Source organism: Chitinivibrionales bacterium (genome assembly GCA_014728215.1).
In the GTDB taxonomy this organism is placed as follows: domain Bacteria; phylum Fibrobacterota; class Chitinivibrionia; order Chitinivibrionales; family WJKA01; genus WJKA01.
Genome location: WJLZ01000222.1, coordinates 1 through 26,959, shown reverse-complemented (window position 1 = coordinate 26,959; position 26,959 = coordinate 1). Strand labels below are relative to the sequence as shown.

Sequence of the window (26,959 nt, the reverse complement as noted above, 5' to 3'; positions counted from 1 at the left end):
TGCCAGACATTATGATATTGCCTCAAGTAAAGATAGCGATAAAAGTAAGGCCATCGAATCGTACAGCCGGATTGTCACCCGCTTTCCCTCAAGTGAATTTGCTCCGGAAGCCTGGATGGGACTTGCGGGCAACTATTTCGAACTGAGAGAGTACGATCAGGCCATTAAAGCTGCAGACAACTATTTGAATAATTTTGCAGCCTCCGAATATACTCCTCATCTCCTGTATATCAAGGGCATGGCCACAAGAAACATGGGTAATTACCAGGGTGCGCTCGAAATATTTAAGAATGTTGTTTACGGTTATCCTTTCAGCTCCTATGCAAACCGAGCACGTTTTGAGCTTGCCACGGCGCAGCTTCAAACAGGAAAAATCCTGGAGGCATACAGTAATTACCAGTCCTTTATCCAGAGTTATCCATCGAGTAAAAACATTCACGAAGCCCGCTATGGAATTGCCCGTTGCCTCATACGAATGGGCAAAAAAGACGAAGCCGTTGCAATCCTGAACGATCTCCTCGATGAAAAGCTTGCGGAAGCCGCTGCTGCCGGCGTTCACTACGAACTGGCCTCGATTGCCGAAAACAACGGTGAAATCTATGCCGCTATCCAGCATTACAAAAAGGTGTTGTCATCAAAGGAATACAGCCGTAAAGAATCGGTATTTCTCCATGTTGGCGGGCTCTATTTCCAAAACCGAATCTACTCCGACGCTGCCGAGGCCTATGAAAAGGCATTTGAACTGGCCGACAGCGAAAAAGACAGCCTCGCAGCACTCAAGGGCTCAATTATTGCACTTATTATGGACGGCAAACAGAACAGAGCCGATAAGAAATTCGACCTCTACAAAAAACGGTTCGCTTCGGATATAACCGGCATGGTAGAAATTATTTATCATGAAGGCTTGCATTTCCAGAACATTAAAAAGTATGATAAAGCAGTAAACAGGTTTAACCACGTAGTTGGAAAGTATGATAAATCCGAACGGGTTGATGATGCTGCGTATCAAATTGCTCTCAGCCATTATTTTGATAATAATAAGGAGAAATCCCTTGATTTGTTCCGCAGTTTCATTCAAAAATATCCAACAAGTGAATTTGTCCCCCTCGCCCGGTTCAAGGTTGCCATGATATACCACGGCCAGGATGAATTTGCCCTTGCAGCCAGAGAATTTTCGACTGTTGCCGCTAATGAGAAAACCGATAAAGAGACACGCTTTCGTTCTGCTCATAATGCAGCAATAGACTATCAGCGAGTTGCGGGATGGATGGATGCTGCAGGGATGTATCGCATGATTCTTAAGGAATATCCCGACGATGTTCAGGAATCGAATATGCACCTCAAAATCGGTTTTTGCCTTGTGCAGGCGTCACGTTTTGAGGAAGCCCTGATTCACTTTCAGAAAGCCGGTAAAAATCCCAATAAAGAAGATAAACCCGAAATTCTCTACTGGATAGCTACCTGTCATGCAAAACTCGGTGAATACCGTAATGCCATTGCAGAATATCTGAAAGTCCCCTACCTTTACTCGGGCATCGGTAAATGGGGCATTACCGGCGAACTTGAAGCGGCACGACTTTACGAACGTCTTGGTGAGTATGACAAAGCGCGATCATTGTATAAAAAGATTGTTCGCAGTGACGGTCAGCATGGTCGGTTTGGTAAAGATGCATCGGAGCGTCTTGCGCGGCTTGAAAATTTAACCGAGGAGAAATAGGTGGAAATAAAGGAGATCGAATCCTTTTTAACCGGCGTCCCCCTGTTCAGTACCCTTTCGCTCAGAGAACGAAAGGCGATCGGCAAAATTATGGTTCTGCGGGAATTCAAGCCCAAAGAAACAATCGTTCATGAAGAAGACAGTGAAAGTCATAGCTTTTTTACTATTGTGACTGGGAAAGTCAATGTCGTTGTGATTACATCAGAAGGCAAAGAGACTATCCTGGCAACGTTGAATCCCGGAGATTTTTTCGGCGAGATGGCGGTGTTGGATGGTGAGCCACGAAGCGCATCGGTTGTTGCCGCAGATGAATGTTCACTTCTGATGCTCTATCGTCCGACATTTATCGCCATGCTTCAGAAATATCCCCAAATTGCTATCCAAATGCTAAAAGTGATGTCCAAAAGGCTCCGCAAAGCAAATCGCCAGATCAGCACACTCTCTCTTATGAGTGTTTATGGAAGAGTTGCGGATGTCCTGCTTCAGTTGGCTCAGGAATACGGGAAACGGTATGCGGACATGATCATTGTCCATAACCGCCCGACACATCAGCGCATCGCAGACATGGCGGGTACAAGCCGTGAAACAGTATCGAGGATTCTCTCTCAATTACAGAAAAAAGGGTATATTAAAATAGACCGAAACAGATTGGTGATTCTGGATGAAAAAAAATTATACGATTAGCATACCGGTTGTGAAGTTCTGGACCATCGTTGTACCCAGTGCAATACTTCTTATGATTGCAGGCGGTCTGGTAATGATGTTAATAGTCGACAGAGCGATTATGCCCAAAATAGTTCGCGTGGATAAAGGACTGGTTGTTATGCCCGACTTACATAATCTTCCGTGGAAAGAAGCTCGTCAGGAGCTCTATGATGTAGGACTTCGCGGCCAGGTTGTCGGACGGCAATATGACACAGAGATTAAAGACAATTATGTGATCTCTCAATCTCCGAAGGCTGGCGAAAATGTTAATACCGCCGAAAGGCGAGGTGTTGATATCACACTGAGCAAGGGGCCTGAAATACTGGAAATACCCGAAATTGCCAAGATCATGGAACGTAAAGCCAAACGCCGGCTCAGAGAAGCGGGATTCACGATAGGAACTGTCACCAGGTATTATTCAAACAGAATCCCTCAAGACCATGTGATTTCCATATCACCGGATCCGGGCACAAAAATATCAAGAGAACTTCCTGTTGATATTTCGATATCCAAAGGCCCCATGCCTACTCATGCCGAAGTTCCGAATATTATCGGGGATCTGCTTTCATCGGCAAAAGAAAAGATTAGAGAAGCCGGTCTTAAAGTCGGAGAAGTTGAAGCGAAACAGAGTGCGACATCCCGTCCGGGTACCATTATCTCTCAATCGGCAGCTCCGGGATCTACTGTACCCTTTGAAAAAACCATTAATCTGGTCGTTTCAACAAAAAAATAAGGGTGTACTTAAATATTGCCGATTTAATACACGAAGTTTACGGTAGAAACATGTGTTTGCTCATATCCGCAAAAGTCGGATTGAGCATATATTATTTGTACAAAAAAAAATATATACCGCGTTTTATTTTATATTAATAGCAGGGAAGGTCTGCAAACAGCTGTTTGGTACAAATTCACCAGTCACACTGTTTGTGTGCCATATCTATAAACCGAATAAGAAGGGCAGTGTATATTGTCTCGACGCATCATACTCTTTTTAATATTTTCTTTTTTACTTACAACATTCAATTCGTGTTCGTATCGTCATAAATTCCCTGTAGTCCGGCCGGTCCGCAAACATACCCATAAGGACCTGGCCCGTTTCAGAGCCGAATCCTACTTTGTTAAAGCTCGGGATTATGACCGCAGAGGTCTGACCATGTTGGCCGAACGTTTCTACGAAATGGCCTACGAACTCGATCCTCAATCGGCTATACTCAAAGACATTCTCATTAGGAAATATATCGAGTCGTCAAAATTCACCAAAGCGCTGCTGTTGCTGAAGGGCGATCGAAAATTGAGCCGTCTCTCCGAAAAAGAAAAACGCATTCTTACGCGAATCTATATCGGCCTTGGGCAATTTCATCGTGCAATAGAAACGCTCGATGCCCTTACCGTCAAAACCGACAAAGAGCTCTATTCTCTGGCCCTCATGTACGAAAACATTCCCGGCGGAACACCCAAGGCAATTAAGCATTATTCCCGTTTTTTAAAGAATAATCCCGATGCCATGGCTACCGGTCTGAAGATTGGCGCCCTCTATTTAAAAGAAGAAAATTACGCTGCAGCCGAAAGCCTGTATATTGAGCTTGATAAGCGGTTTGAAAAAAAGCCCGATATTCTCAACGGCCTTGGCCTTGTCAATATACTCAAAGGTGATACAGCCCTGGCAATCGACTTTTTCAAGACCGCACTTATTGTTGATTCCACCTACGAGAATGCTGCCAGAAATCTCGGGCAGATTCATATCGGCAAAGGCAAGTATCCTGATGCAATCAGATACTACGAAAAGCTCTATAACGGCTCTCCGATCGGGTCGATATACGGAAAAACCCTGTCGCTCCTCTATTATTATAACGAACAGTATGCCGAATCCGAAAGAATCATACGCAAGCTGCTCGAAATCGGCATCAATGATCACGAACTGCATTTCTATTTCGGTCTTGTTGCTGCCGCTCAGGATAAAAACGATCTTGCCCGAATGGAATATGAAAAAGCCATTGCCCTTCAGCCTCAATACGATGAAGCCTGGCGTCAAATGTGCTACCTGACCATAAAAGAGAAGGAATGGAACCAGGCACTTTCGGTGGCCCGGCGCTTTACAAAAGCTCTTCCCGAATTCAGCGCTTCCTGGAGAATGCTCGGGTATGTATACAATATGCGCGAAGAATATGAAGAAGCCGTTCCGGTTTTAGAAAAAGCAATCAGTTTGGACAGTAGCGACAGTCATGGTTATTTTGAATTGGGCAGTTCTCTGGAAAGAATGGGTAAAATTGATGCCGCAGCCGAAATGTTTAAAAAAGTATTACAGCTCAAGCCTCAGGACCCGGCAGCATCCAACTATCTTGGCTATATGTGGGCCGAAAATGATATGAAACTCGATTCGGCCGAAAAATTATTGGAAACAGCCCTTGAAAAGGAACCTGAAAATGGCGCCTACCTCGATTCTTATGCATGGATGTTTTATAAAAAAGGCCACTATGATAAAGCTCTCAAATATATCACCAAGGCACTTGAGTATATCGATGATGACCCGGTGATTTACGAACATCTGGCCGATATCCACGCTAAAAGGAATGAGTATCGCAAAGCACTCGAATCGTATAGGGAGTGTCTGGAGCTTAATCCTGAGGAAGTAGAAAAAATTCAGAAGAAAATCGAAGAACTGGAAAAAAAACTCTCCACAAATAATGCTCAGCGATAAGGCGTATCAGGATTATACCGTGACCGGCTCATTCTCCTTTCAAACACTCGGACGCTGGTGCTTTGCAGGAATATTACTCACTTTTTATTTTTCCTGTACTCCTCCCCCGCCCGTCGATACAGAAACGGCAATTGCAACATGCAAAACACTCTTTTCAACACCAAATGAAATCAGAAGCCTCCGGGGCTCCGGAGAAATGATCATATCCGTAAACGGCGAGTCGCATAAAATCAGAATTGATGTTCTGCGTGACAGTTCCGGTGATTTTTCCTGTGATTTTTACACTATTTTCGGTAATCATCTTGCCTCAATAACCGGAGATACTTCCGAATCGATCATTGAATACAATCAGCATGCATTTCGCTACAGTGACAGCCATCAAATCCGTATCCCCGGCATTTTCTTAAATTATCCATTCACATTTGGACAGTTTAAACGTATTATTACTGGAAACAATATTTTCAGCAATGTTACGAATACATTACCCGATTCTGTTTGGAAACAGAGGCGGTCGTATTTCTGTTCCTGGAAGACCGACTCGGTTATGCTTGAAGGAAAAGTATCGCACGATTTCAGAAAGGCACAATCACTTACCATTCAAAGTTCCACCACTGATACGTGGCAATTACTTTATGCAGATTACAAAGATGGCATACCAGAACAGATTCAATTTATCGCTGATGACAACAATTATTTTAAATTAAAATATGATCACCTCACTATATCGATGCATCATGAGGCTTTGGTACCGCAGAGGCAGGGATAAATGAAGAAGCGTTACTGTTGTATTGCCGTTGTTTTATTCGCAGGATTGTTATCTGCAGAAGATAATATCCACCACCGTTCGGGAACAACAGCCTTTCCCTTTCTTAACCTTGGTTATGATTCGCGGGCAATAGCCATGGGAGGCGCATCGGTTGCAATGCCCAACAATATCTATGGTTTTTTGTCCAATCCCGCATCATTGGGTTTTATCGAAAAACACCAGGTCATGGGGGGCTATGAACCCGTGATGATCGGCGTGCGGGGCAATGCATTCGCCTATGCCATGCCTGTCGGCAACATGGGGGTTATCGGTGTGAATATGCTCCTCACCCTCTATGGATCGATCCAAGAGGTTGATGCAAACAAGCATATAACCGGCAATGAATGGAAACCTTACTCGGTTGCCGGCCAGGTAGCCTGGTCGAAAACGGTTCTTAACGATCTTTCAGTTGGCGTAATAGCCAAGGGTATCTACGACCGCCTGGGCAGTACGGATGGTGAGTACTATGCTGCCGACGGCTATGCATTTGACCTCGGTTTCCAATACCGTCTTTTAAATTCCCGCCTGATCCTGGGTTCGGCGATACAGAATCTCGGGTTTGTCAGGGATGGATACTCGGAGGAGACCGACGGCCTCCTTCTTCCCTTTGCTGCAGTTATCGGTATTTCCTATAACCTCAAAAACCTCCCCCGACTCCGCCTAGCCCTTGATGCAGCCCAACCGTACGATGATTACCTGAATATCCACACCGGCGCCGAAATTGATGTGTATAAAGAATCTTTCTTTATCCGGGGTGGGTTTCGTTTTTCTTCACGGGATATTGAAGAAAAAATTCGGGAGTTTGTCGGCAAGTCTGAAGAAGAATATCTGAAAACCAACTGGTCGGCAGTAAATCTCGGCATTGGAGTCAATGCGCCGATAAGCTCTGTGGATGTAGCGGTTGATGCAGCATTTCAGGTGCGAACTCATGGGTTAAGCCCCGGATTCTCTCTTTCCAGCATTCTCAGCTTTTAACCAGAATTTTTACAAAATCACATAAAAAAAGCCGTCTCGAAAGACGGCTTTTAAAATTTTATGCGCTCTTAAAGCTTGTACAAATTTTCCTTATTTAGAGAGATCTTCCACCAGCCTTTTCAAACCGCTTTTCTCGAACTGGACAACAATTCTGTTGGTAGCCCCAATATCTTTGCCCACAATCCGTCCGCTCTCATCAAATTTGTCGTGGTAGATTGTTTCACCAATGAAATAATGTTCTTTTGGAGAGTAGGAACGGCTCTCGGCTTGTTCAACTTCTTCACCGTTTTGCTTATCTTCTATAAGGTCTTTGCCGTAATAGCAGAATGTTTTCTGACATTTTGAGCAACAATATTCGAATGTGGATTCTTTATCGATTGTTCTCCCGTTTCCGGCAATGCTTCGTTCGAGCTGCGCAGGATAAACACGTTTGCAAAATCTGCAAAGCATATCGATTTGCTCACGGGGAGTGTAATTAGTAGCCATAAAAAATAACCTTTCCTTTATATAGATCAGGCATCCGGAGAAACTCATCCTGGATTGAGAATTTGAGATTAACCGGGAAACGCTCTATGTAACGTAAATTCAGTGGAATAGTTGTATCTTTCTTTATAAATTAAGTCGTGGAATGTTTTAAAAGCAATTTAACATGTGTTTTAGGAGGCCTGGAAATGATCATATAAAGCTAATTTAACTATAAAATACCCCTCATAACCCATTTCCTTATGACCGCATATCAGGTAACAGAATCACGACAGTCATTCCGTGAATTATTTTGACCTTTCTCATAATACATTCGATTATCTCGTCCGCTTATTGCAGGAGTTGTCCATCAATGAAAATTATTTTTCTTGGTTCTGCCGATTTCGGAATTCCCGCGTTGGAAAAGCTGAGAGATTCGGGGCATGACATTGCAGGAATAGTAACAACTCCCCCGCGTCCCAAAGGACGGGGTCTTTCACTTATGAAATCCCCGGTGGAACGTTATGCCGAAGAGCATGGAATCTCCCCGGTTTTTACCCCGGAGGATCTCAAAGGCGACGAACTGGCGGAGAATCTGTCGAGATTGCAGGCTGAGCTCTTTATCGTTGTTGCATTCAGGATTTTGCCGAAAAAGATTTTTTCGATTCCTCCGCTGGGCACAATTAACATTCATGCATCACTTCTGCCGCGTTATCGAGGCGCTGCACCGATTCAGCGGGCAATTCAGGCAGGCGAAACAGAAACCGGTGTCACGGTATTCCGAATCGATGTCGGTATCGATACCGGCAATATACTCATGCAAAAAGGTACTCCTATCGACGCAACTGAAACCACACCTCAGCTTTACAAACGTCTGCAGCACCTGGGGGCGTCAGCACTCATCGAATCGGTGGAACAGTTGGAAAAGGGAACGGTCCACTACCGGAAACAGGACCCCGCCAAAGTTTCTCCTGCACCTAAACTGAAAAAGGAAGAAGGTCGGATCGACTGGAATAGACCTGCCCATGAAATTTTTAATATGATCAGGGCGTTTAAGCCCTTTCCGGGAGTGTATACCAGTTTTAATAATAAAAAAATAAATATCGAATGGGCGCTCCCCTCCTCTACTACAACCGCATTTCCCCCGGGAATAATCTGTGCAATATCGCAGGATGGATTTGCCGTTCAGTGCAAGGAAAGTTCCCTGAATATACTCGAACTCAAACCCGAAGGGAAAAAACGGATGAGCGCTCATGCTTTTTTACAGGGAAGAACTCTTACGACGGGACAGAAATTTCAATGAAACCGCGACAGATAGTCTATTCAATTCTTGAGGATTTTACAAAATACCAGGGCAATCTCGACGTTTTGATTGCCGAAAAAATGAAAGACATCACCGACCACCGTGACCGTCGATTTATCTATGAACTGACCTTCGGCATCTTTCGGAACATGCGTTCACTCGACTATGCGATTGTCCATTTCATGGAAGCCAAACCTCTTCAGAGCAATGTCGATTTGATGAATATTCTCCGTATCGGGGCCTATCAGATTTTGTATATGGACAGGGTGCCCGACCATGCGGCAGTTAACGAAGCTGTAAAGGCGTCAAAACGTAATTTTGCAACCCGGAAATATTCGGGCCTGATAAACGCTCTTTTAAGAAATCTGATTGCCCAGAGAAGAAAACCGCCTCTTCCCGATCCTAAAAATGTGGTTGAAAGATTATCGGTTGAATTTTCCCAACCACTCTGGATGGTGGAACGATGGCTCAAACGATATGGTTTACAGAAAACCAAGAAGCTCCTCGTTTTTTTCAATACCAAGCCCGATATCTATCTTCGAAAAAAAATCCGGGGCCTGTCAAAAGTACAATTCGAGCAGGAAGTACGAGCTTTCAGTGTTCCCTCAGGTGGGTATAAAAATCTGTATTATAAAATTAACAAACAGAAGCCGCTCCAGTATATCGATGTAATCAATGAAGGATATTGTGTCATTCAATCGCCCTCTTCGGGATGGGTTGTCGCACTCCTTGACATCGTGAAAGGAGATCATATACTTGATCTTTGCTCCGCTCCCGGCGGCAAGGCATCGCTTATTGCCGAACTTGCCGAAGAAGACGGTAGCGTGTGTACATGCGACAGCAACCTGACACGACTCCGTTCAGTCAAAGGCCTTAAGAGGCGAATGAACCTTCGAAGGATTTTCCCTCTCTGTTGTGACGGACGACATATTCCCATAAAGGGATATTTTGACAAAGTGCTTTTAGACGTTCCCTGCTCCGGCGCCGGTGTTCTCCACCGTCATCCCGATGCCCGGTGGCGCAAAACAAAAGAATCACTTGCCCGAATGGCTCAAATTCAGGAGGCACTGCTGGAGACCGGAGCAGCAATGGTTCAACCCGGAGGAATAGTCGTCTATTCCACCTGTTCACTTGAGCCTGAAGAAAATGAAATGGTGGTAGAGAAGTTTCTCGAAAATAATCCGCATTATGTTCAGGAGCCTTGTCCGGTGCCGATCCCCGCTACCTATACGGATTTATCAGGTTACCTCAGAATTCTGCCTCATGAGCACAATCTCGACGGCATGTTTGGAGCCCGGCTGAAACGACTCCGATAGAATGGCACATTTTTTGCAGTCGATATAAGATCTGAATAATCAGCAACAGGTTTAATGCTTTTTGCATGGAAGCCTCTATTATTACCGCGAATAAAAATATTTTCATTTAAGATATAAAAATTAAGTGGCTGCATAGTATTTTTTTGAATTATTTTAAAGCTTAATTTCTTAAATTCAGTTTTAAACTAACTTAACTCATAAAATTATAACCTGGAAATAGTATTTATTGTTATTACCTTCATCGAAATGAAATAAATTATGCAAAATATAAAAGTATGGCCGGGAAAACCTTTCCCTCTTGGAGCGAACTGGGATGGTCACGGCACAAATTTTTCCCTTTATTCGGAGCATGCAACTCAAGTAGAGCTTTTACTTTTTGACGAAGCCGACAGCAGCAGCGCCAGGCATATAATTCAGCTGAAAGAGCGTACCGCCTTTATATGGCACTGTTATATCCCCGGAGTCAAATCTCCCCAGCTCTATGCCTACCGGGTATACGGCCCCTTTGAGCCCGAAAATGGACACCGGTTCAACCCCAACAAAGTTCTTCTGGATCCCTATGCAAAAGCATTAAGCAATTCCTTTGAATGGAATGATTCCTTTCTGGCCTATATTCCCGGCGATCCTCAGGATGATCTCTCATTCAGTGAGACCGATTCGTGCCGGTATGTCCCCAAATGCGTGGTAACCGATACCTGGTTCGACTGGGATGGTGACCGTCCGATGAGGTATCCCTGGAACGAAACGATCATTTATGAAGCCCATGTGAAAGGCGTCTCTATCCAGCACCCGGATATCGAAGAAGGGATTGCCGGTTCCTATGAAGCGCTTGCCCAGCCGGCAATTATCAACCATCTGAAAAACCTTGGCATTACCGCCATAGAACTGCTCCCGATCCATCAGCATGTCATTGACAAAGGACTTATCGATCGCGGGTTAACCAATTACTGGGGATACAACTCGATAGCTTTTTTTGCTCCCGATTGCAGATATTCATCATCGGGTAATTACGGGGAGCAGGTGTACGAATTCAAACACATGGTGAAATCCCTTCACAAAGCGGGTATCGAAGTAATCCTCGATGTCGTGTATAACCACACTGCCGAGGGCGGCCATATGGGGCCGACCTTATGTTTCAGAGGCATCGATAATGCTTCTTATTATCATCTCTCTCCCGAGAATCCCCGCTATTACATGGATTTTTCCGGATGCGGGACCAGTTTTCGGATGTCCCATCCCCATGTAACACAGCTTATCATGGACAGCCTCCGCTACTGGATTCAGGAAATGCATGTTGATGGGTTCCGGTTCGATCTGGCGTCGACCCTGGCCCGGGAATTTTATGAAGTAGACAAGCTTTCCACCTTTTTCGATATCATTCAGCAGGACCCGGTTATTTCGCAGGCAAAACTTATCGCCGAGCCCTGGGATCTGGGTTCAGGAGGATATCAGGTGGGAAATTTCCCTCCCCTGTGGACCGAGTGGAATGGAAAATATCGCGATTCGATCAGACGTTTCTGGAAGGGACTCCCCGAGCAGACCCCGGAAATCGCCTTCCGTCTTACCGGATCGAGTGATTTATATCAGACCGATGGCCGGAAACCGGTCGCCAGCATCAATTTCATTACCTGCCATGATGGCTTTACATTGCAGGATCTGGTCTCATACAATAACAAACACAATGAAGCGAATAATGAAGACAATCGAGACGGAACTAACGATAACATAAGCTACAATTATGGAGTCGAGGGACCTTCCGACGATCCTGAAATTATCGAAATCAGGGATCGCCAGAAAAGAAATTTTCTCGCCACTCTTCTCCTGTCACAGGGAGTACCGCTCTTCCTCGGTGGTGATGAACTCGGAAGGACGCAGAACGGCAACAACAATGCCTACTGTCAGGACAATCAAATCTCGTGGTTCGACTGGAATTTCGACGACAAGCAAAAAGCGCTGATGGAGTTTGTTCAGGAGCTCATTAAAATCCGGCAGAAACACCCGATTTTCAGAAAAAGGAAATTTTTCAGAGGAGAAAAACTCCCCGGCAGCAAATTCAAAGATATCACATGGCTTAAACCCGACGGTCGGGAGATGAGCACAAAAGACTGGGACAAGCTCTTCTTCAAAACAATCGGGATACTGCTTAACGGCGAGGCCATCGATGAAATCGACGCACAGGGGAATAAAATAACCGACGACACTTTTTTAATGATTATTAACGCTCATGAAGAACCTGTCTCTTTTACCCTTCCCCCGGTTATGCATAAAAGCACGCTTTATCTGTATACGAGTAATGAAAAAATCGATGAAAAGGACCGGCAAACAGTGAAAGGGCCGAGTTTTATAATTAAAGGAAGATCATGTGCACTGCTTTGTGCAAATAAAACCAAATAAAAATCAGCGTTGCTGTAGTGTATCTGTCTGGCCGGTCCTTTTATCGGGCAGCGGTCGAATGTAAGGAGTATCTATGATTGAGCACGATGGCCGCAAACGCGTCATCATTACCAATGTAAGCCCCCGGGTAGAAAACGGACAATTCCCCATTAAAAGAATCTCAGGTGAGTCTGTTACCGTCGAAGCTGATATTTTCTGTGACGGCCACGATGAAATAGCTGCGCTTGTTGCTTACACCGAAAAAAGCAAAAAAAGCTGGACCGAAGTACCTATGCATCACTTCATAAATGACCGATGGCAGGGATCGTTCACCGTCGAAAACCGCCCTGTCTGCCACTATACGATCCATGCATGGATCGACCATTTCAAAACCTGGCGAAATGCCCTGCAGAAAAAGGTCGATGCACATCAGGATATCGCAGTCGATCTTTTAGTTGGTGTAGAAATGATCAAAGAAGCAGCAACACGGGCAAAGGGAACCGATAAAAAGGAGCTTACCGATTTTGTAAAAAAAATCAAAAATGAAAAAGATAAAGCACTCGCAGTGTCGTGGACTCTCTCTTCGGAACTCAACGAACTGATGATCCGTTATCCCGACAGGAGGTTCGCTACCGTTTACGAACCCACGCTTTCCATACGGGTCGACCGGAAAAAAGCGTTATTCAGCACCTGGTATGAGCTGTTCCCCCGCTCCCTGGGTGCTAATGGTACTCATGGCACATTTATCGATTGTGAGAAATTTATTCCCGAAATTGCGAAAATGGGTTTTGATGTTCTCTATTTTCCGCCGATCCATCCGATCGGTAATGCGCACCGGAAAGGGAAAAACAATTCGCTTACCTGCACTCCCGGCGATCCGGGCAGTCCATGGGCAATAGGTTCCGAAGATGGCGGGCATAAGGCGATTCATAAAGAACTGGGGACTCTTGATGATTTCAGAAGGCTCGTCAAAAAAGCGAATGAACATGGCATTGAAATCGCTTTGGATATCGCATTTCAGTGTTCTCCCGACCACCCCTATGTTAAAGAACATCCTGAATGGTTTATCAAGCGCCCCGACGGCACCATTCAATATGCTGAAAATCCGCCTAAAAAGTACGAAGATATCGTTCCATTCAATTTTGAATGTGATAGTTGGCAGGAACTCTGGAACGAGCTGAAAAGTGTGTTCGAATTCTGGATTAAGCAGGGTGTCGGAATATTCCGGGTGGATAATCCTCATACCAAGTCGCTCAATTTCTGGGAGTGGTGTATAAATAAACTGTATGCCGATCATCCCGAAACGCTTTTTCTGGCCGAGGCATTTACCCGTCCAAAGATCATGCAGTGGCTGGCAAAACTCGGGTATTCCCAGTCCTATACCTATTTCACCTGGCGTTACGACAAATGGCAGTTTACCGAATATCTGACCGAACTTACCAAATCCGACATGCGTGAGTATTTCCGTCCAAATTTCTGGCCAAATACTCCCGACATTCTTGCTACCGATTTGCAGCATGCTGAACGGCCGGCATTTATTAAAAGATTGATACTCGCTGCAACACTCTCTTCAAATTACGGTGTATACGCTCCTGCTTTTGAATCATGCGAAAACACGCCCTTCCCCGGCAAGGAAGAATATCTGGACTCGGAAAAATATGAAATTAAAGACTGGCCTCCCCGCAGCGAATCAAGCCTGGTTACTCTAATGAGCCGAGTCAATAAAATCCGTAAAGAAAACCCAGCCCTTCAGCAAACAAACAACATCGAATTCCTGAATATCGAAAACGATCAGCTGCTCTGTTATTTAAAAACAGCTCATCATCACTCGAACGCCATTATTGTGGCTGTCAATATGGATAGTAATTATACCCAGTCCGGATTGGTTGACGTTCCTGTCGATCTTTTGAAAATCGGTGAAGAACAGCCTTATATGGTCCACGATCTGATCAGTGATAATAAATATATATGGAAAGGAAGATTTAATTACATTGAACTCAATCCCCATATTATACCCGCCCATATTTTTCGGGTGCATACACATTGATACCGGAGATTTAAAAATGAAGAACAACAAAAATGTAAAAGGAGTGTTTGTGCATGCCCATTGATAGCAGTTGGAATGATCCTCAATGGTACAGGGATGCAGTTATTTACGAAATTCATGTTCGAGCATTTAACGACAGCAATGCCGATGGAATTGGAGATTTTAAAGGTCTTACCCGGAAACTCGATTATTTAAAAGATCTGGGTATCACAGCGATATGGCTTTTACCCTTTTTTCCATCCCCGCTTCGGGACGACGGGTATGATATTGCCGATTATTACCGTATAAATAAAGACTACGGAACGCTGGCGGATTTCAAACGGTTCGTAAAAGAGGCTCACCAGCGAAGCATCCGGGTGATCATCGAGCTTGTATTGAACCATACCTCCAGCGACCACACATGGTTCCAGCGTGCACGCAAGGCAAAACCCGGCTCTTCAACACGCGATTTTTATGTATGGAGCGATACCCCGAATAAGTATGAGGACACCCGGATTATTTTCAAAGATTTTGAAAGCTCCAACTGGACCTGGGATCCAGTGGCAAAGGCCTATTTCTGGCACCGTTTTTTCTCTCATCAGCCCGACCTTAATTACGAGAACCCCCGGGTTCAGGAGGCAATGTTCAAGGTAATCGATTTCTGGTTCGATTATGGCGTTGACGGTCTGAGGCTGGATGCTGTTCCCTATCTGTTCGAACAGGAAGGTACCAACTGCGAAAACCTTCCGCTTACGCACGATTATCTTAAGAAGCTCCGTGCTCATGTGGATAACAAATATACCGGGAAGATGCTGCTTGCGGAGGCGAATCAGTGGCCCGAAGACGCCGTATCGTATTTCGGGAAGGGCGATGAGTGTCATATGGCCTTTCATTTCCCGCTCATGCCCCGTTTGTTTATGGCCGTTCAGATGGAGGACAGCTATCCAATTATCGACATTCTCAGCACGACGCCCCCTATTCCCGAGAATTGTCAATGGGCCATGTTTCTTCGCAACCACGATGAGCTGACGCTCGAAATGGTTACCGATGAAGAACGGGATTATATGAATCGTGTTTACGGACACGATCCGAAAATGCGGATCAATTTCGGTATTCGACGGCGGCTGTCACCGCTCCTCGCAAATAACCGCCGCAAAATCGAGCTCATGAATATCATTCTGTTCTCCTTCCCCGGCACACCGGTCATTTACTATGGGGATGAAATAGGCATGGGTGACAATTTCTATCTCGGCGACCGGAATGGCGTCCGGACTCCCATGCAATGGAGCGCGGGAAAAAATGCCGGATTTTCGAATGCCAATCCGCAGAAGCTCTATTTCCCGACAATTATCGATCCACAGTATCACTACGAAGCTGTCAATGTTGAGGTCCAGGAAGAAAATCTCTCATCGATGCTCTGGTGGATGCGCCGGGTTATTTCCATGCGTAAACAATTCAAATGTTTCAGCAGAGGAAATGTTAAATTTTATCATTCCAACAATTCCAAGGTAATCTGTTTTTCCCGTACCTATAAAGACGAGACTATTCTTGTTACCGCAAATATCTCTCGTTTTACCCAGGTAGCAACCCTCGAGCTTCCGGGACTGGCGGGTAGAATTCCCGAAGAAGTTTTCAGCAGGAACACATTTCCACAAATCCGGAAAACCCCCTATGTCCTGGCCCATGGTCCCTACGGCCATTACTGGCTTCTTCTCAAAAAGAAACCGCGAAACGGGAAACTGAAAAAGACGCCGATCCTGAAAGTGGCCAGAGACTGGACCGGCATATTCAGAGGTAAGAATTTCACTACTCTCGAAACGCAGATACTCCCGGCGTACCTCCACGGCTGCCGCTGGTTTGGAGGAAAGGCAAAAATTATTCGACGGATCTCAATCCTGGATAACATCCGTATCGGCCATGCCTGTCTGCTGATTATCTCGATTAAATATAAAGAAGGTCCTGATGAATGGTATTGTCTTCCTCTGGCCTTTGCAGAAAACGAAAAAGCATTGACGCTGAAAACAAACTATCCGGCCGCGGTGGTTGCTAATCTGCAGGTCGACCGCACGGGGGGCATTCTTTTTGATGCACTCTTTGATGCCGAAATACAAAACAATCTTCTCAAAACGATCACCGAAAAACAACGATTTAAAGGATCATACGGCGCCCTTACCGGGTTTCAGAGCAAAAACCTGAAAACGCTGATAAGAAAATCCGACGCGCTGACATCCCGACTCTTTGCTGCCGAACAGAGCAATACCTCCATTAAATTCGGTACAGGCCTTTTCATGAAAATTTACCGGAAAGTGGAGCAGGAAGAAAATCCCGAACTGGAAATGGTCCAGTTTATTTCAAATAAAACCGGATATGCAAACCTTCCCTCCTTTGCCGGTGCAGTCGAATATCGTCAAAAAAATACCGAAAAAATAACAATCGGACTGCTTCAGGAATTTGTCGACAACCGGGGCGATGCATGGAGTTACACGCTGGATATCCTCTCCGAATTTTTTGATCATATCCTTGCCGAGAAACCCGATTTCCCCAACGAAACAATTCCTGCCGTAATTACGAGTAAAGCATTCGAACTCCCCTCTTCGATGGAGAACCTTTTCAGTGCGGGATATGCTGAAATGGTCAACCTTCTGGGAAAACGCACTGCGGAACTCCATCTGGCGCTTGGTTCTTCAACCGAAATCCCGGGTTTTATCCCTGAAAATTTTTCGGTGTTATACCAGCGTTCCATATATCAATCTATGCAAAGTCTCTGCCGGCGGAACATGCAGCTTTTAAAGAAAACCTCCTCCCATCTGGAAAAACCTCTTCGCACCGAAGCTGAAACGCTCCTCACCTGGGAAAAGAAGATACTTGGAGTCATGCGTGCAATCACGTATAAAAAGATCGATGCACAAAAAATCAGAATTCATGGTGATCTTCACCTGGGCCAAGTGCTTTATACAGGAAAAGATTTTATTTTCATGGATTTCGAAGGTGAACCGGCCCGTCCGTTGAGTGAAAGAAAGCTCTTATACTCTGCGCTCAGGGATGTTGCCGGGATGGTGCGTTCGTTTCATTACGCCGGCCATGCGGCCATTCTGAGAAACACTCATTTATCGGAAGAAATGAAAGACCTCCTTATACAATGGATTAAGTCGTGGTATCGATGCGTATCGGGAATATTTCTTTCGTCCTATTTCAGGACCATGGATAAATCTGCGATCGTTCCGCAGAATATCGAGCAGCGCACACTGTTACTCAAAGCGTTTCTTTTAGAGAAAGCTGTTTATGAACTCGGTTACGAATTAAATAGCCGTCCACAGTGGGTAACAATTCCCATTAAGGGAATTAACGAATTGTTGCTAAGCGAATAATATGGTTTCATCATTTATTTTGGTCAGTGGCGCTATTGTTTACAGGATAATGATCACTGCTCTGAATGTACCATAAGTTGTTGTACACCACTTAATGAAGGAGCATACTACTTTATGCCTACAAAGAAGAAAAAGAAGAAAGATGAAAAGCAAATCACAAAAAAGCAACCAAAGGAAGACATTCTTTTTTCCGACTTTGACACCCATCTTTTCAAGGAAGGGAACCATTTCCGCCTGTACGAAAAGCTAGGCGCACACATAACCGAAAAGGATGGTGTAAAGGGTACCCACTTTGCCCTGTGGGCCCCCAACGCTCAGCAAGTATCGGTTATCGGAGATTTCAACGGATGGGAACCTCAGAAAAACCCTCTCTATGGACGGTGGGATGAGTCGGGTATATGGGAAAATTTTGTTCCCGGTGTCGATCAGGGTTCACTCTATAAATTTCATGTCGTCTCCCACCACAACAATTACCGGGTCGACAAAGGCGATCCCTTTGCTTTTTACTGGGAAGCCCCCCCGAAAACGGCGTCGGTAGTATGGGACCTTGCCTATCAATGGAACGATTCGGAATGGATGGATAAACGAAAAAATGCCAACAATCTCGAATCACCTATGGCTATCTACGAAGTTCACCTGGGCTCCTGGCAACGGAAAGTCGAGGAAGACAACCGGTTTCTTACGGCAAAGGAAATAGCCGTCAGTCTGGTAAACTATGTCAAGGAATGTGGTTTTACCCATGTGGAGTTTCTTCCGATTATGGAGCATCCCTTTTCCGGCTCCTGGGGATATCAGACAACAGGATATTTTGCACCGACCAGCCGTTTCGGGACCCCTCAGGACCTGATGTTTCTTATCGACACATTTCACCAGAATGGAATCGGTGTCATCCTGGACTGGGTTCCCTCCCATTTCCCTTCCGACGAACACGGCCTTGCCTATTTTGACGGCACTCATCTGTTCGAGCATGCCGATCCCCGGCAGGGATTTCATCCCGACTGGCAAACCTATATTTTTAATTTCTGCAGAAATGAAGTGCGTGAGTTTCTTATCAGCAGCGCTCTGTTCTGGCTCGAAAAGTATCATGTCGACGGTCTCCGGGTAGACGCCGTGGCTTCAATGCTCTACCTTGATTATTCACGCAAGGACGGCGAATGGGTGCCCAACAAATTTGGGGGAAGAGAGAATATCGAGGCAATCGAATTCCTTCACCAGCTCAACGAAACCGCCTACAGCCATTTCCCCGGAATCCAGATGATGGCCGAAGAGTCGACCGCTTGGCCGGCAGTCTCACGGCCGGTCTATGCGGGCGGACTCGGATTCGGAGTGAAATGGAACATGGGATGGATGCACGATACACTCGAATATTTCGCCAAAGATCCGATTTTCCGGAAATATCACCACAACGATCTTACGTTCAGTCTGCTCTATGTATTTACCGAAAACTTTGTCCTTCCAATCTCCCATGATGAAGTTGTCCACGGCAAAGGGTCATTGCTCAACAAAATGCCCGGTGATGACTGGCAGAAATTCGCCAATCTTCGTCTCCTTTTAGGATATATGTGGATGCATCCGGGTAAAAAGCTTCTTTTCATGGGCAGTGAAATCGGTCAGAGGAATGAATGGAACCACGACGCCAGTATCGACTGGCACCTTCTGAACTACCCACAGCATAATGGAATCAAACAGTGGTTGACCGATTGTAACACCTTGTATAAATCATCGCCGGCACTTTATAAATACGACTTTTCTCCCGAGGGATTCGAGTGGGTCGACTGCTCCGATTTCGAGCAAAGCATCATCATTTTCCTTCGCAAAGAAGACAATATCCGCAATCACATGCTGGTTGCCTGTAATTTCACTCCAACCCCCCGTCATGATTACCGTATTGGCGTGCCAACCGACGGTGACTGGGTTGAAATGCTTAACAGTGATGCCGAGCTTTACGGCGGGAGCGGAATAGGCAATATGGGAAAAGCTTCGAGTACTCCTGTTCCCTGGCATGGGCAGTATAATTCCATATCGATCACCTTGCCTCCCCTTTCTATCGTAGTATTCAAGCCTGAATCGGGGTGGGGCCAGAATAAGATATGAAACAGATCGATAAATAAAATATCCGTTAACAATTGCATTCATTTTGTGTTACGGATTATTTTGCCCGATAGTTTATAAGTATAATAGTTATGAAAAGGAATAACGGAAAGTATTAACCACCTTTATTCAGGAGGAACCGGATTATGGATGAAGCTGCAAAGAGAAAGATTGAGGAGCGTGCGTACGAGCTTTTTATTGGACGGGGAGGTACGCATGGGTATGCAATGAAAGACTGGTTGAAGGCCGAACGGGAAGTTTTGGGTAAACAACAGACTGTTGTTCCCGAAGTAAAAAAGAAGGCCAAGAAAACCGCCAAAAAGAAAACGAAAAAAGCCCCTGCCAAGAAAAAAACAGCAAAGAAAAAAGCCTGATCATGCAAATGAAAAGAGGCAGTGGAGTTCTGCTCCATATAACATCGCTTCCCGGCCCCTACGGTATCGGAGATCTGGGGCCGGAAGCATTTCGTTTTGTGGACACACTCGCCGATGCACATCAGCGTTACTGGCAGATACTCCCTGTCAATCCCACAAACCCGGCCACCAATAATTCCCCCTATTTCAGTTCATCCGCACTGGCCGGTAACCCGCTTTTGGTGAGTCCCGATTTTCTTGTTCGTGACGGTCTCATTACCCGGAGCGAAGCCGACAATGTAAAAATGCCCGAATCGAGTGATGTTGATTTTGAAAAGATAATTCCCCGAAAAGAGGCATTGCTCGACAGTGCATTCAAGCGTTTTTTAAAATGCGATACAAACCGGGTCTCGTTCGAAAAGTTCTGCAACGAACAGCAGCATTGGCTCGATGATTTTTCGGCGTTCAAAGTTATCAAGACACTCCAGCATGAAAAGGAGTGGTCCCTCTGGCCGCCCGACCTTCGTGACCACACACCGGAGCATGTTACAACGGTTGAAGCAGATCATGCAATCGAATTCCGGAAACAGAAATTTTACCAGTATCTCTTTTACCGGCAATGGCACGAATTGAAATCCTACTGCAATAAAAAGGGAATAAAAATTTTCGGTGACATGCCGATTTATGTCGCCTATGACAGTGCCGATGTATGGAATAATCCCCACGTATTCAAACTGACCCGGGATAAAAAACTCAATGCAGTGTCGGGAGTGCCCCCGGATTATTTCAGCAAAACCGGTCAGTTGTGGAACACTCCTGTCTACAATTGGGAATATCTCGAAAAAACCGGATTTGCCTGGTGGCTCAAACGGCTGGAACATGCCTTTTCATTGTATGATATTCTTCGTATCGACCATTTCCGTGGCCTTGTACAGTACTGGGAAGTGTCGTCGGGAGAAAAAACGGCAATTAACGGCAAATGGGCCGATGTTCCGTCAGAAAAGTTTTTCGATACATTAGTTAACCGCTTTCCCGGGGTACCTATTGTTGCCGAAGACCTCGGAACCATTACCGATGACGTCAAAGAAATTATGCGGAAATACAACTTTCCGGGAATGAAAGTCCTCCTTTTTGCATTTGGCGAAGACGATCCGGATCATCCTTACTTACCGGAAAATTTTTCTGAAAACTGCATCGTCTATACCGGCACGCACGATAATTCGACTGTAATGGGATGGCTGACCGATACATCGCACAAGGAAGAAAAGAAACGGTTTTACCGCTACCTGGGTAAGGAGCCTGAAGGTCCTGAAGCGGTGTATGAAATGATCCGTTTGGCGATGGAATCGGTTGCCGGTGCAGCGATTATTCCCATGCAGGATATCCTCTGCCTCGATAATTCAGCCCGTATGAATACCCCCGCAGCATCCGACCACAGCTGGACTTGGCGTTTAACAACCCCTCAGGCCGACAGAAGCCATCTCGACCGCGTGGCCGAGATGACGGAGAAATATGGGAGAAAAGGCGAAAGTTAACGGTTGAAAGTCGGGAAACTATAAACAAGACGAGCCCGTAATCTCGTCGTGTCACCGTGTCTTCGCGTCGTCCTTCCCTTCCTCTTCCTCAGGCACAGCAATGCTCTCTACTCCCCAGATCTCTTTCGCATATTGGCGAATTGTTCTGTCGGAGGAGAATTTTCCCATGTTCGCCGAATTGATGATCGATATTTTATCCCATTGGGCTTTATCGAGATAGGTCTCGGTCATCCGTTTATGGCAATTCATGTATGACTCGAAATCGGCCATGACGAGAAAGGGATCACCGCCTTCGATAATCGAGTGGCAGAGCGGGTCGAAATGATGAGGATCTTCGGGCGAGAAAAAACCTTTATCGATCAAATCGAAAGCCTGTTTCAGCGGCTCACAGGTATCATAATAGAGCTGCGGGTTATATCCTCTGCCTTTAAGCATCTGCACTTCATCGGCTTTTAACCCGAATATGAACATATTGTCTTTTCCGACTTCTTCACGGATTTCAATATTGGCGCCATCCATGGTACCGATTGTCAGTGCACCATTGAGAGCGAATTTCATGTTGCCGGTCCCGGACGCTTCAGTACCGGCCATGGAGATCTGTTCCGAAATTTCCGCCGCCGGTATTATTTGCTCTGCGAGTGTAACCCGGTAATTGGAAATAAAATGCACCTGGAGATATTTGCGGGTTCTTCTGTCCCGATTGATTTTATAGGCAACTCTGTTGATAAGTTCGACAATCAGTTTTGCCATATAATATCCGGGAGCGGCTTTACCGGCAAAAATGACTGTCCTTGGAACGATACTTGCAATCTGACCGCTCCGTAGCCCTTCGTACAGGGCGATGCAGTGAAGAATATTGAGGAGCTGCCGTTTATACTCGTGGATCCGTTTGATATGGACATCAAAAATCATATGGGGATCCAGTGTTATCCCCTCCCACCGATAAAGAACATCGGCCAACCGTTCCTTGTTTTTCTGTTTGACATTCCGCCATTTTTCCTGGTATGAAGGATCATCGGCGTATTCATGTATCTTTTTTATCTGTGAGAAATCGTTTTTCCAATCACTTCCGATCGTATAGGATATCAGATCGGTAAGCAAGGGATTGCATTTATAAATCCACCGGCGGGGAGTGATACCATTGGTTTTATTGTTGAATTTATCGGGCCAGAATTCATAGAAATCTTTGAATATACCCTGCAGCATGAGTTGCGAATGGAGCGCGGCCACCCCGTTTATCGAATGACTTCCTACAATGGCAAGATGGGCCATGCGGATATGACGCTCAAAGCCTTCATCGATAATCGACATCCTCCGCATCCGACCGGTATCGTCGGGATATCGTTCGATAACGTTCTTCAGAAATTCATCATTGATTTCATAGATTATTTCCATATGCCGCGGCAGCATTTCAGTTATCATATTGACTGGCCACCGCTCGAGCGCTTCGGGCATAAGCGTGTGATTCGTATAGGCGAATACTTTTGTGATCATATTCCAGGCATCGCCCCACTCGACATGATACTCATCGACCAGAAGGCGCATAAGTTCGGGTATTGCCAGGGCAGGATGGGTTTCGTTAAGATGGATTGCCACTTTTTCGGGAAACAGCGAAAAATCATCCCCATTATCCTGCCTGAATCTTCGGATAATGTCCTGCAGGGATGCTGAAGTGAAAAAGTACTCCTGTTTCAGACGAAGTTCCTTGCCGGCAAGGGTGTTTTCGCTGGGATAAAGCACTTTTGAAATACTTTCACTCTCAATTTTTTCGTTGCAGGCTTTGATATAGTCCCCTTTATTGAATTCCTGCAGATCGAGTTCATTGCTCGAATAGGCAGACCAGAGCCGCAGGGTATTGACAGTATTGTTTTGAAAGCCCGAAACCGGTATATCATAGGGTATAGCAATTACATCGGCAGTATCGTTCCATTGGGCCGGTTCTCGCAGCGATGACTTGGGTACATGATCGGTTTTGCCGTAGAATTTAATACGAACCCGGTATTCGGGACGTTCGGTTTCCCAGGGATTAATAAGCTGCAGCCACTCCTCGGGAACTTCATGCTGACGAAAATTTTTAATCTGTTGCTTGAAAATGCCGTATTGATAGCGAATGCCGTAGCCTATGGCTGGAAGTTTAAGGGTGGCCATCGAATCCATAAAGCACGACGCCAGCCGTCCTAAACCGCCATTTCCCAATCCGGCATCATGTTCTTCATTGATAATCTGCTCGAAATTTATTCCCAGATCATGAAGCATCTGTTTGGTGGTTTCGAATATTTCCATATTCTGAGTATTACTTTCTAAAAAGCGTCCGGGAAGATATTCCAATGAAAGGTAGGCGATTCGCTTTGTATTTATCGTGTGATAATACCGCTGTGTCAGAATCCATTGTTCAAACAACCGCTCTCTGACCGCATAGGATAAACTGAGAAACTGATCATGGAGCGAGCAAACATTGGCGTCTTTACCAAGATTATAGGTTAAATTGCTAAAAAAGCTTTTTTTGAGATCGTCTTTGAGGTTACCCTTATATTTAACTTTCCAATCATAATTCTGAGGGATCATAGGGAATTTCCTTCCTTTGAAAATCGTTTGCCGGTGATTTTTTCACCGGTGGAACAAAAAATATATCACAAACATGATGGAATATGTCGTTTTCCATCAATTTTCACTAATTTTTCTCGCCGCCAATCCGGAATTTAAGCAAAAATCGTGACAAGTCGGTGAAATTTGGTATGAAAATTGCGGGTAAATGTTTATGCAAGTTTAAAACAGCCTGTTGGGAGGATTACATGATAGCGGAAATGAAAATATGGCGTGCCATTGAAATGCCTGAGGGTGATGGGGCGGTAGTCAAACGGCTCTTCCCTACCCCGGCAATGTCCCCGATCGATCCTTTTATCCTGCTGGATGAATTCTTTGTGGGGCCCGATGCGGGATTTCCCGATCACACTCACCGGGGTTTCGAAGCAATCACCTATATGCTCGAGGGTGGTTTTAATCACAAAGACAACCTGGGAAACAACAGTATGGCCACCGAGGGCGGCGCCCAGAGGTTCACCGCCGGTAAAGGTATCGTTCATTCGGAAATGCCGGGTAACTTCTCTGTAAACCATGGATTCCAGCTCTGGGTTAATCTCCCGAAAAAATCAAAACAGATCGCCCCCTCCTATCAACTGGTGAATGCCCGAGAAATCCCCGTTACTCATGAAAACGGCGTTTCGATTTCCACTCTGGCGGGTGATACCGGCCCCATTGAACTTCACACACCGGTACATTACAGGCATATCGCCATGGAGAAGAATGCTCATTATCATTTATCTATTCCGGAATCACACCGGGGGTTCTGTTACGTCTATCATAACAGCGCTGCATTCAATGGAACCGGAATCGATGCGGAGCAGGCGATCATGCTCTTCGACAGGACCATCGAGATCACCGCACTCGATAACGTAAAGCTGATCGCAATCACGGGAACACCCTGGAATGAACCAATTAAATTGAACGGCCCCTTTGTGGATTAGAAAAAAGGAGACGATGAGTAATGGAGCGCAAAATACACAAAAGCAAAGAAGACTGGCGAAAACAGTTAACCGAAAAGCAGTTCCGGATAACGCGGGAAAAGAAAACCGAACCGGCTTTTACCGGAGCCTATTATCATCACAACGCCCCGGGCATTTATAAGTGCGTTTGCTGTGGCGCGTCTCTTTTCGGTTCCGATACAAAATACGAATCCGGTAGCGGCTGGCCGAGCTTTTATGCCCCTTTGGATGAAAAAGGGGTTGATGAAAAAAGCGATCTGAGCTACGGCATGATTCGTACCGAAATTGTCTGCTCCCGTTGCGGGGCCCATCTGGGCCATGTATTCAACGACGGCCCGCAACCGACGGGGCGGAGGTACTGTATCAATTCGGCCGCACTCCACTTTGAACCAAAAGAAAAGGACGAGGGGGTGACGAAGGAGTGATGAATGAAAATTGAAGGTTTCAAATCGAAAAACAAGGATTCAGAGGCTGGCGACGAGGATCCGGCAACAAGACAAAGGGGAACATTATGAATATGATAAATTTTTACCCGATAAATATTTGCCTGCAAGCATCTTCCCACGCAATGCCGATAGAAAACAATTCAATACCGCTCATTGTTATAGAGGGCGATAGACCCGATATTGCCACCTTTTCATCACGTTCATCCGGCAATAACTATTTCATAACAACTTCGCTCGATGGAAAGGCGCGATGCAATTGCTATGGTCGGGTTTTTACCGGTACCGAAAATTATGTGAGTTACTCTTTGAATAATGATCCCGCGAGATATGAAACACTTTATTATGACAACACAATTATCATAACGGCCAATCCGGGAGTAACGGCCAAAAAACCTCCCGAATTGACAATTGAGGAAGAGCCGGTTGTTTCATACGACCGGTCCGGATCCCGGCTTACCATCGATCTTAAGGATGTGTCACCAAATGCAGATATTGAAATTATTACCGTTGACGGCGTAAGTGTACTGAATATCAAAAAAGCAAGCAAGCGCCTGAAACTGGACACCCACCCTTTCCTGTCGGGAACGTATATCGTCCGGATAACCAAAGAAAATATCGGTTTTGAAAATATGTTTTTTATCGGAGAGTGAGAAATAATACTGCCGGCCGCTTTTCCTGAATTGAGTATAAACAGAGCTGCACCGGCAGGGTCTGAGATGCTTTGAAAAGGAATTATATTAATAGAGAAATTCGAGCGGTGACTTAACGCTGTTCGAACTTTCTTCTATGCTGAAATATCCATCAAGCGCAACCTCATACCGGGGTTGTCCGGTGCACTCGTTGCTCTGATAGTCCATTTGAATCCCGAAACGAGCCGAATCGGAAATCATTTCCAGGGTATCCATCAACATGGGATCGTAAAACTTAGCCTTTACTTCCCATTCAAGAAGTCCCACGTTGCCTTTATACACAGTCGAATCATCATCTTCGATCTGCTCATAGGTTGGATAATAGCGGGTGAATCCGACGGGATCTGCCGCAATGTAGACCACCACCCCCTGATTAATCGGATAATCCGGATGAATCGCCCAGATCATATGTAGTGTATCGCCGACTTCATAGGTATCTCCGGGTTTCGGGCTGATAATACGCGCACGTTTGCAGGTATCTTCCACAACCGGCCAGGTAACTTCGATTGTAAACGACGTGCTGTCACTGCTCTGGCCGTCGGACGCCTCAATGGT

The 26,959-nt window shown here is 45.5% G+C and carries 19 protein-coding genes; 17 read left to right on the top strand and 2 right to left on the bottom strand.

Features of this window, described 5'->3' with window-relative positions:
• The 6 genes from GF401_20575 to GF401_20550 all read left to right on the top strand — a co-directional run.
• Window positions 1-1,717, top strand: a 1,717-nt coding sequence (locus GF401_20575) for a tetratricopeptide repeat protein (protein ID MBD3347459.1), incomplete at its 5' end; no start/stop codon positions are given.
• Window positions 1,718-2,401, top strand: coding sequence for a cyclic nucleotide-binding domain-containing protein (locus tag GF401_20570; GenBank protein MBD3347458.1), 684 nt, complete (start codon window positions 1,718-1,720; stop codon window positions 2,399-2,401).
• Window positions 2,379-3,155 (top strand): PASTA domain-containing protein, encoded by a 777-nt coding sequence (locus GF401_20565; protein MBD3347457.1) that lies wholly within the window; start codon window positions 2,379-2,381, stop codon window positions 3,153-3,155. The genes GF401_20570 and GF401_20565 overlap by 23 nt, the downstream gene beginning before the upstream one ends.
• Before the next feature lie 234 nt (window positions 3,156-3,389).
• Window positions 3,390-5,120, top strand: a complete 1,731-nt coding sequence (locus GF401_20560) for a tetratricopeptide repeat protein (GenBank protein ID MBD3347456.1) — start codon at window positions 3,390-3,392, stop codon at window positions 5,118-5,120.
• Window positions 5,121-5,139: 19 nt separating this feature from the next.
• The gene (locus GF401_20555; protein MBD3347455.1) at window positions 5,140-5,886 is read left to right on the top strand and encodes a hypothetical protein; all 747 of its coding nucleotides are present in this window, start codon (window positions 5,140-5,142) and stop codon (window positions 5,884-5,886) included.
• Entirely contained in the window at window positions 5,887-6,900 is a 1,014-nt protein-coding gene (locus tag GF401_20550) for a PorV/PorQ family protein (GenBank protein ID MBD3347454.1), read from the top strand.
• A 90-nt stretch (window positions 6,901-6,990) separates the two neighbouring features.
• Here the strand turns inward: GF401_20550 and GF401_20545 are convergent, their stop codons facing one another.
• Window positions 6,991-7,386 carry a hypothetical protein gene (locus tag GF401_20545; protein MBD3347453.1) on the bottom strand — a complete coding sequence of 132 codons (396 nt, stop codon included), beginning with the start codon at window positions 7,384-7,386 and terminating at the stop codon, window positions 6,991-6,993.
• A 349-nt stretch (window positions 7,387-7,735) separates the two neighbouring features.
• On the opposite strand from GF401_20545, the gene GF401_20540 reads away from it, so the two are divergent.
• The 8 genes from GF401_20540 to malQ all read left to right on the top strand — a co-directional run bounded on the left by GF401_20540 (window position 7,736) and on the right by malQ (window position 21,727).
• Window positions 7,736-8,665: a methionyl-tRNA formyltransferase gene (locus GF401_20540; GenBank protein MBD3347452.1), complete on the top strand. Its 930-nt coding sequence runs from the start codon at window positions 7,736-7,738 to the stop codon at window positions 8,663-8,665.
• Entirely contained in the window at window positions 8,662-9,981 is a 1,320-nt protein-coding gene (gene rsmB / locus GF401_20535; GenBank protein MBD3347451.1) for a 16S rRNA (cytosine(967)-C(5))-methyltransferase RsmB, read from the top strand. The genes GF401_20540 and rsmB overlap by 4 nt, the downstream gene beginning before the upstream one ends.
• A gap of 258 nt (window positions 9,982-10,239) precedes the next feature.
• Window positions 10,240-12,375, top strand: coding sequence for a glycogen debranching protein GlgX (gene glgX, locus GF401_20530; protein MBD3347450.1), 2,136 nt, complete (start codon window positions 10,240-10,242; stop codon window positions 12,373-12,375).
• A 73-nt stretch (window positions 12,376-12,448) separates the two neighbouring features.
• Window positions 12,449-14,401, top strand: coding sequence for a DUF3416 domain-containing protein (locus tag GF401_20525; protein MBD3347449.1), 1,953 nt, complete (start codon window positions 12,449-12,451; stop codon window positions 14,399-14,401).
• A gap of 53 nt (window positions 14,402-14,454) precedes the next feature.
• A complete protein-coding gene (treS, locus tag GF401_20520) occupies window positions 14,455-17,748 on the top strand; it encodes a maltose alpha-D-glucosyltransferase (GenBank protein ID MBD3347448.1) in 3,294 nt (1,097 codons plus the stop codon).
• Window positions 17,749-17,862: 114 nt separating this feature from the next.
• Window positions 17,863-19,842, top strand: coding sequence for a 1,4-alpha-glucan branching protein GlgB (gene glgB / locus GF401_20515; GenBank protein ID MBD3347447.1), 1,980 nt, complete (start codon window positions 17,863-17,865; stop codon window positions 19,840-19,842).
• Window positions 19,843-19,985: 143 nt separating this feature from the next.
• Window positions 19,986-20,213 (top strand): DUF2934 domain-containing protein, encoded by a 228-nt coding sequence (locus GF401_20510; protein MBD3347446.1) that lies wholly within the window; start codon window positions 19,986-19,988, stop codon window positions 20,211-20,213.
• Window positions 20,214-20,215: 2 nt separating this feature from the next.
• On the top strand, window positions 20,216-21,727 hold the full coding sequence (gene malQ, locus GF401_20505) for a 4-alpha-glucanotransferase (protein MBD3347445.1): 1,512 nt from the start codon (window positions 20,216-20,218) through the stop codon (window positions 21,725-21,727).
• Between the two features lie 51 nt (window positions 21,728-21,778).
• On the opposite strand, the gene glgP is transcribed toward malQ, so the two are convergent.
• Window positions 21,779-24,292, bottom strand: a complete 2,514-nt coding sequence (glgP, locus tag GF401_20500) for a glycogen/starch/alpha-glucan family phosphorylase (protein ID MBD3347444.1) — start codon at window positions 24,290-24,292, stop codon at window positions 21,779-21,781.
• Between the two features lie 170 nt (window positions 24,293-24,462).
• On the opposite strand from glgP, the gene GF401_20495 reads away from it, so the two are divergent.
• The 3 genes from GF401_20495 to GF401_20485 all read left to right on the top strand — a co-directional run bounded on the left by GF401_20495 (window position 24,463) and on the right by GF401_20485 (window position 26,365).
• Window positions 24,463-25,251, top strand: coding sequence for a pirin family protein (locus GF401_20495; GenBank protein MBD3347443.1), 789 nt, complete (start codon window positions 24,463-24,465; stop codon window positions 25,249-25,251).
• A 20-nt stretch (window positions 25,252-25,271) separates the two neighbouring features.
• A complete protein-coding gene (gene msrB / locus GF401_20490) occupies window positions 25,272-25,694 on the top strand; it encodes a peptide-methionine (R)-S-oxide reductase MsrB (GenBank protein MBD3347442.1) in 423 nt (140 codons plus the stop codon).
• Between the two features lie 86 nt (window positions 25,695-25,780).
• The gene (locus tag GF401_20485; protein ID MBD3347441.1) at window positions 25,781-26,365 is read left to right on the top strand and encodes a T9SS type A sorting domain-containing protein; all 585 of its coding nucleotides are present in this window, start codon (window positions 25,781-25,783) and stop codon (window positions 26,363-26,365) included.
• Window positions 26,366-26,959 lie beyond the last annotated feature (594 nt).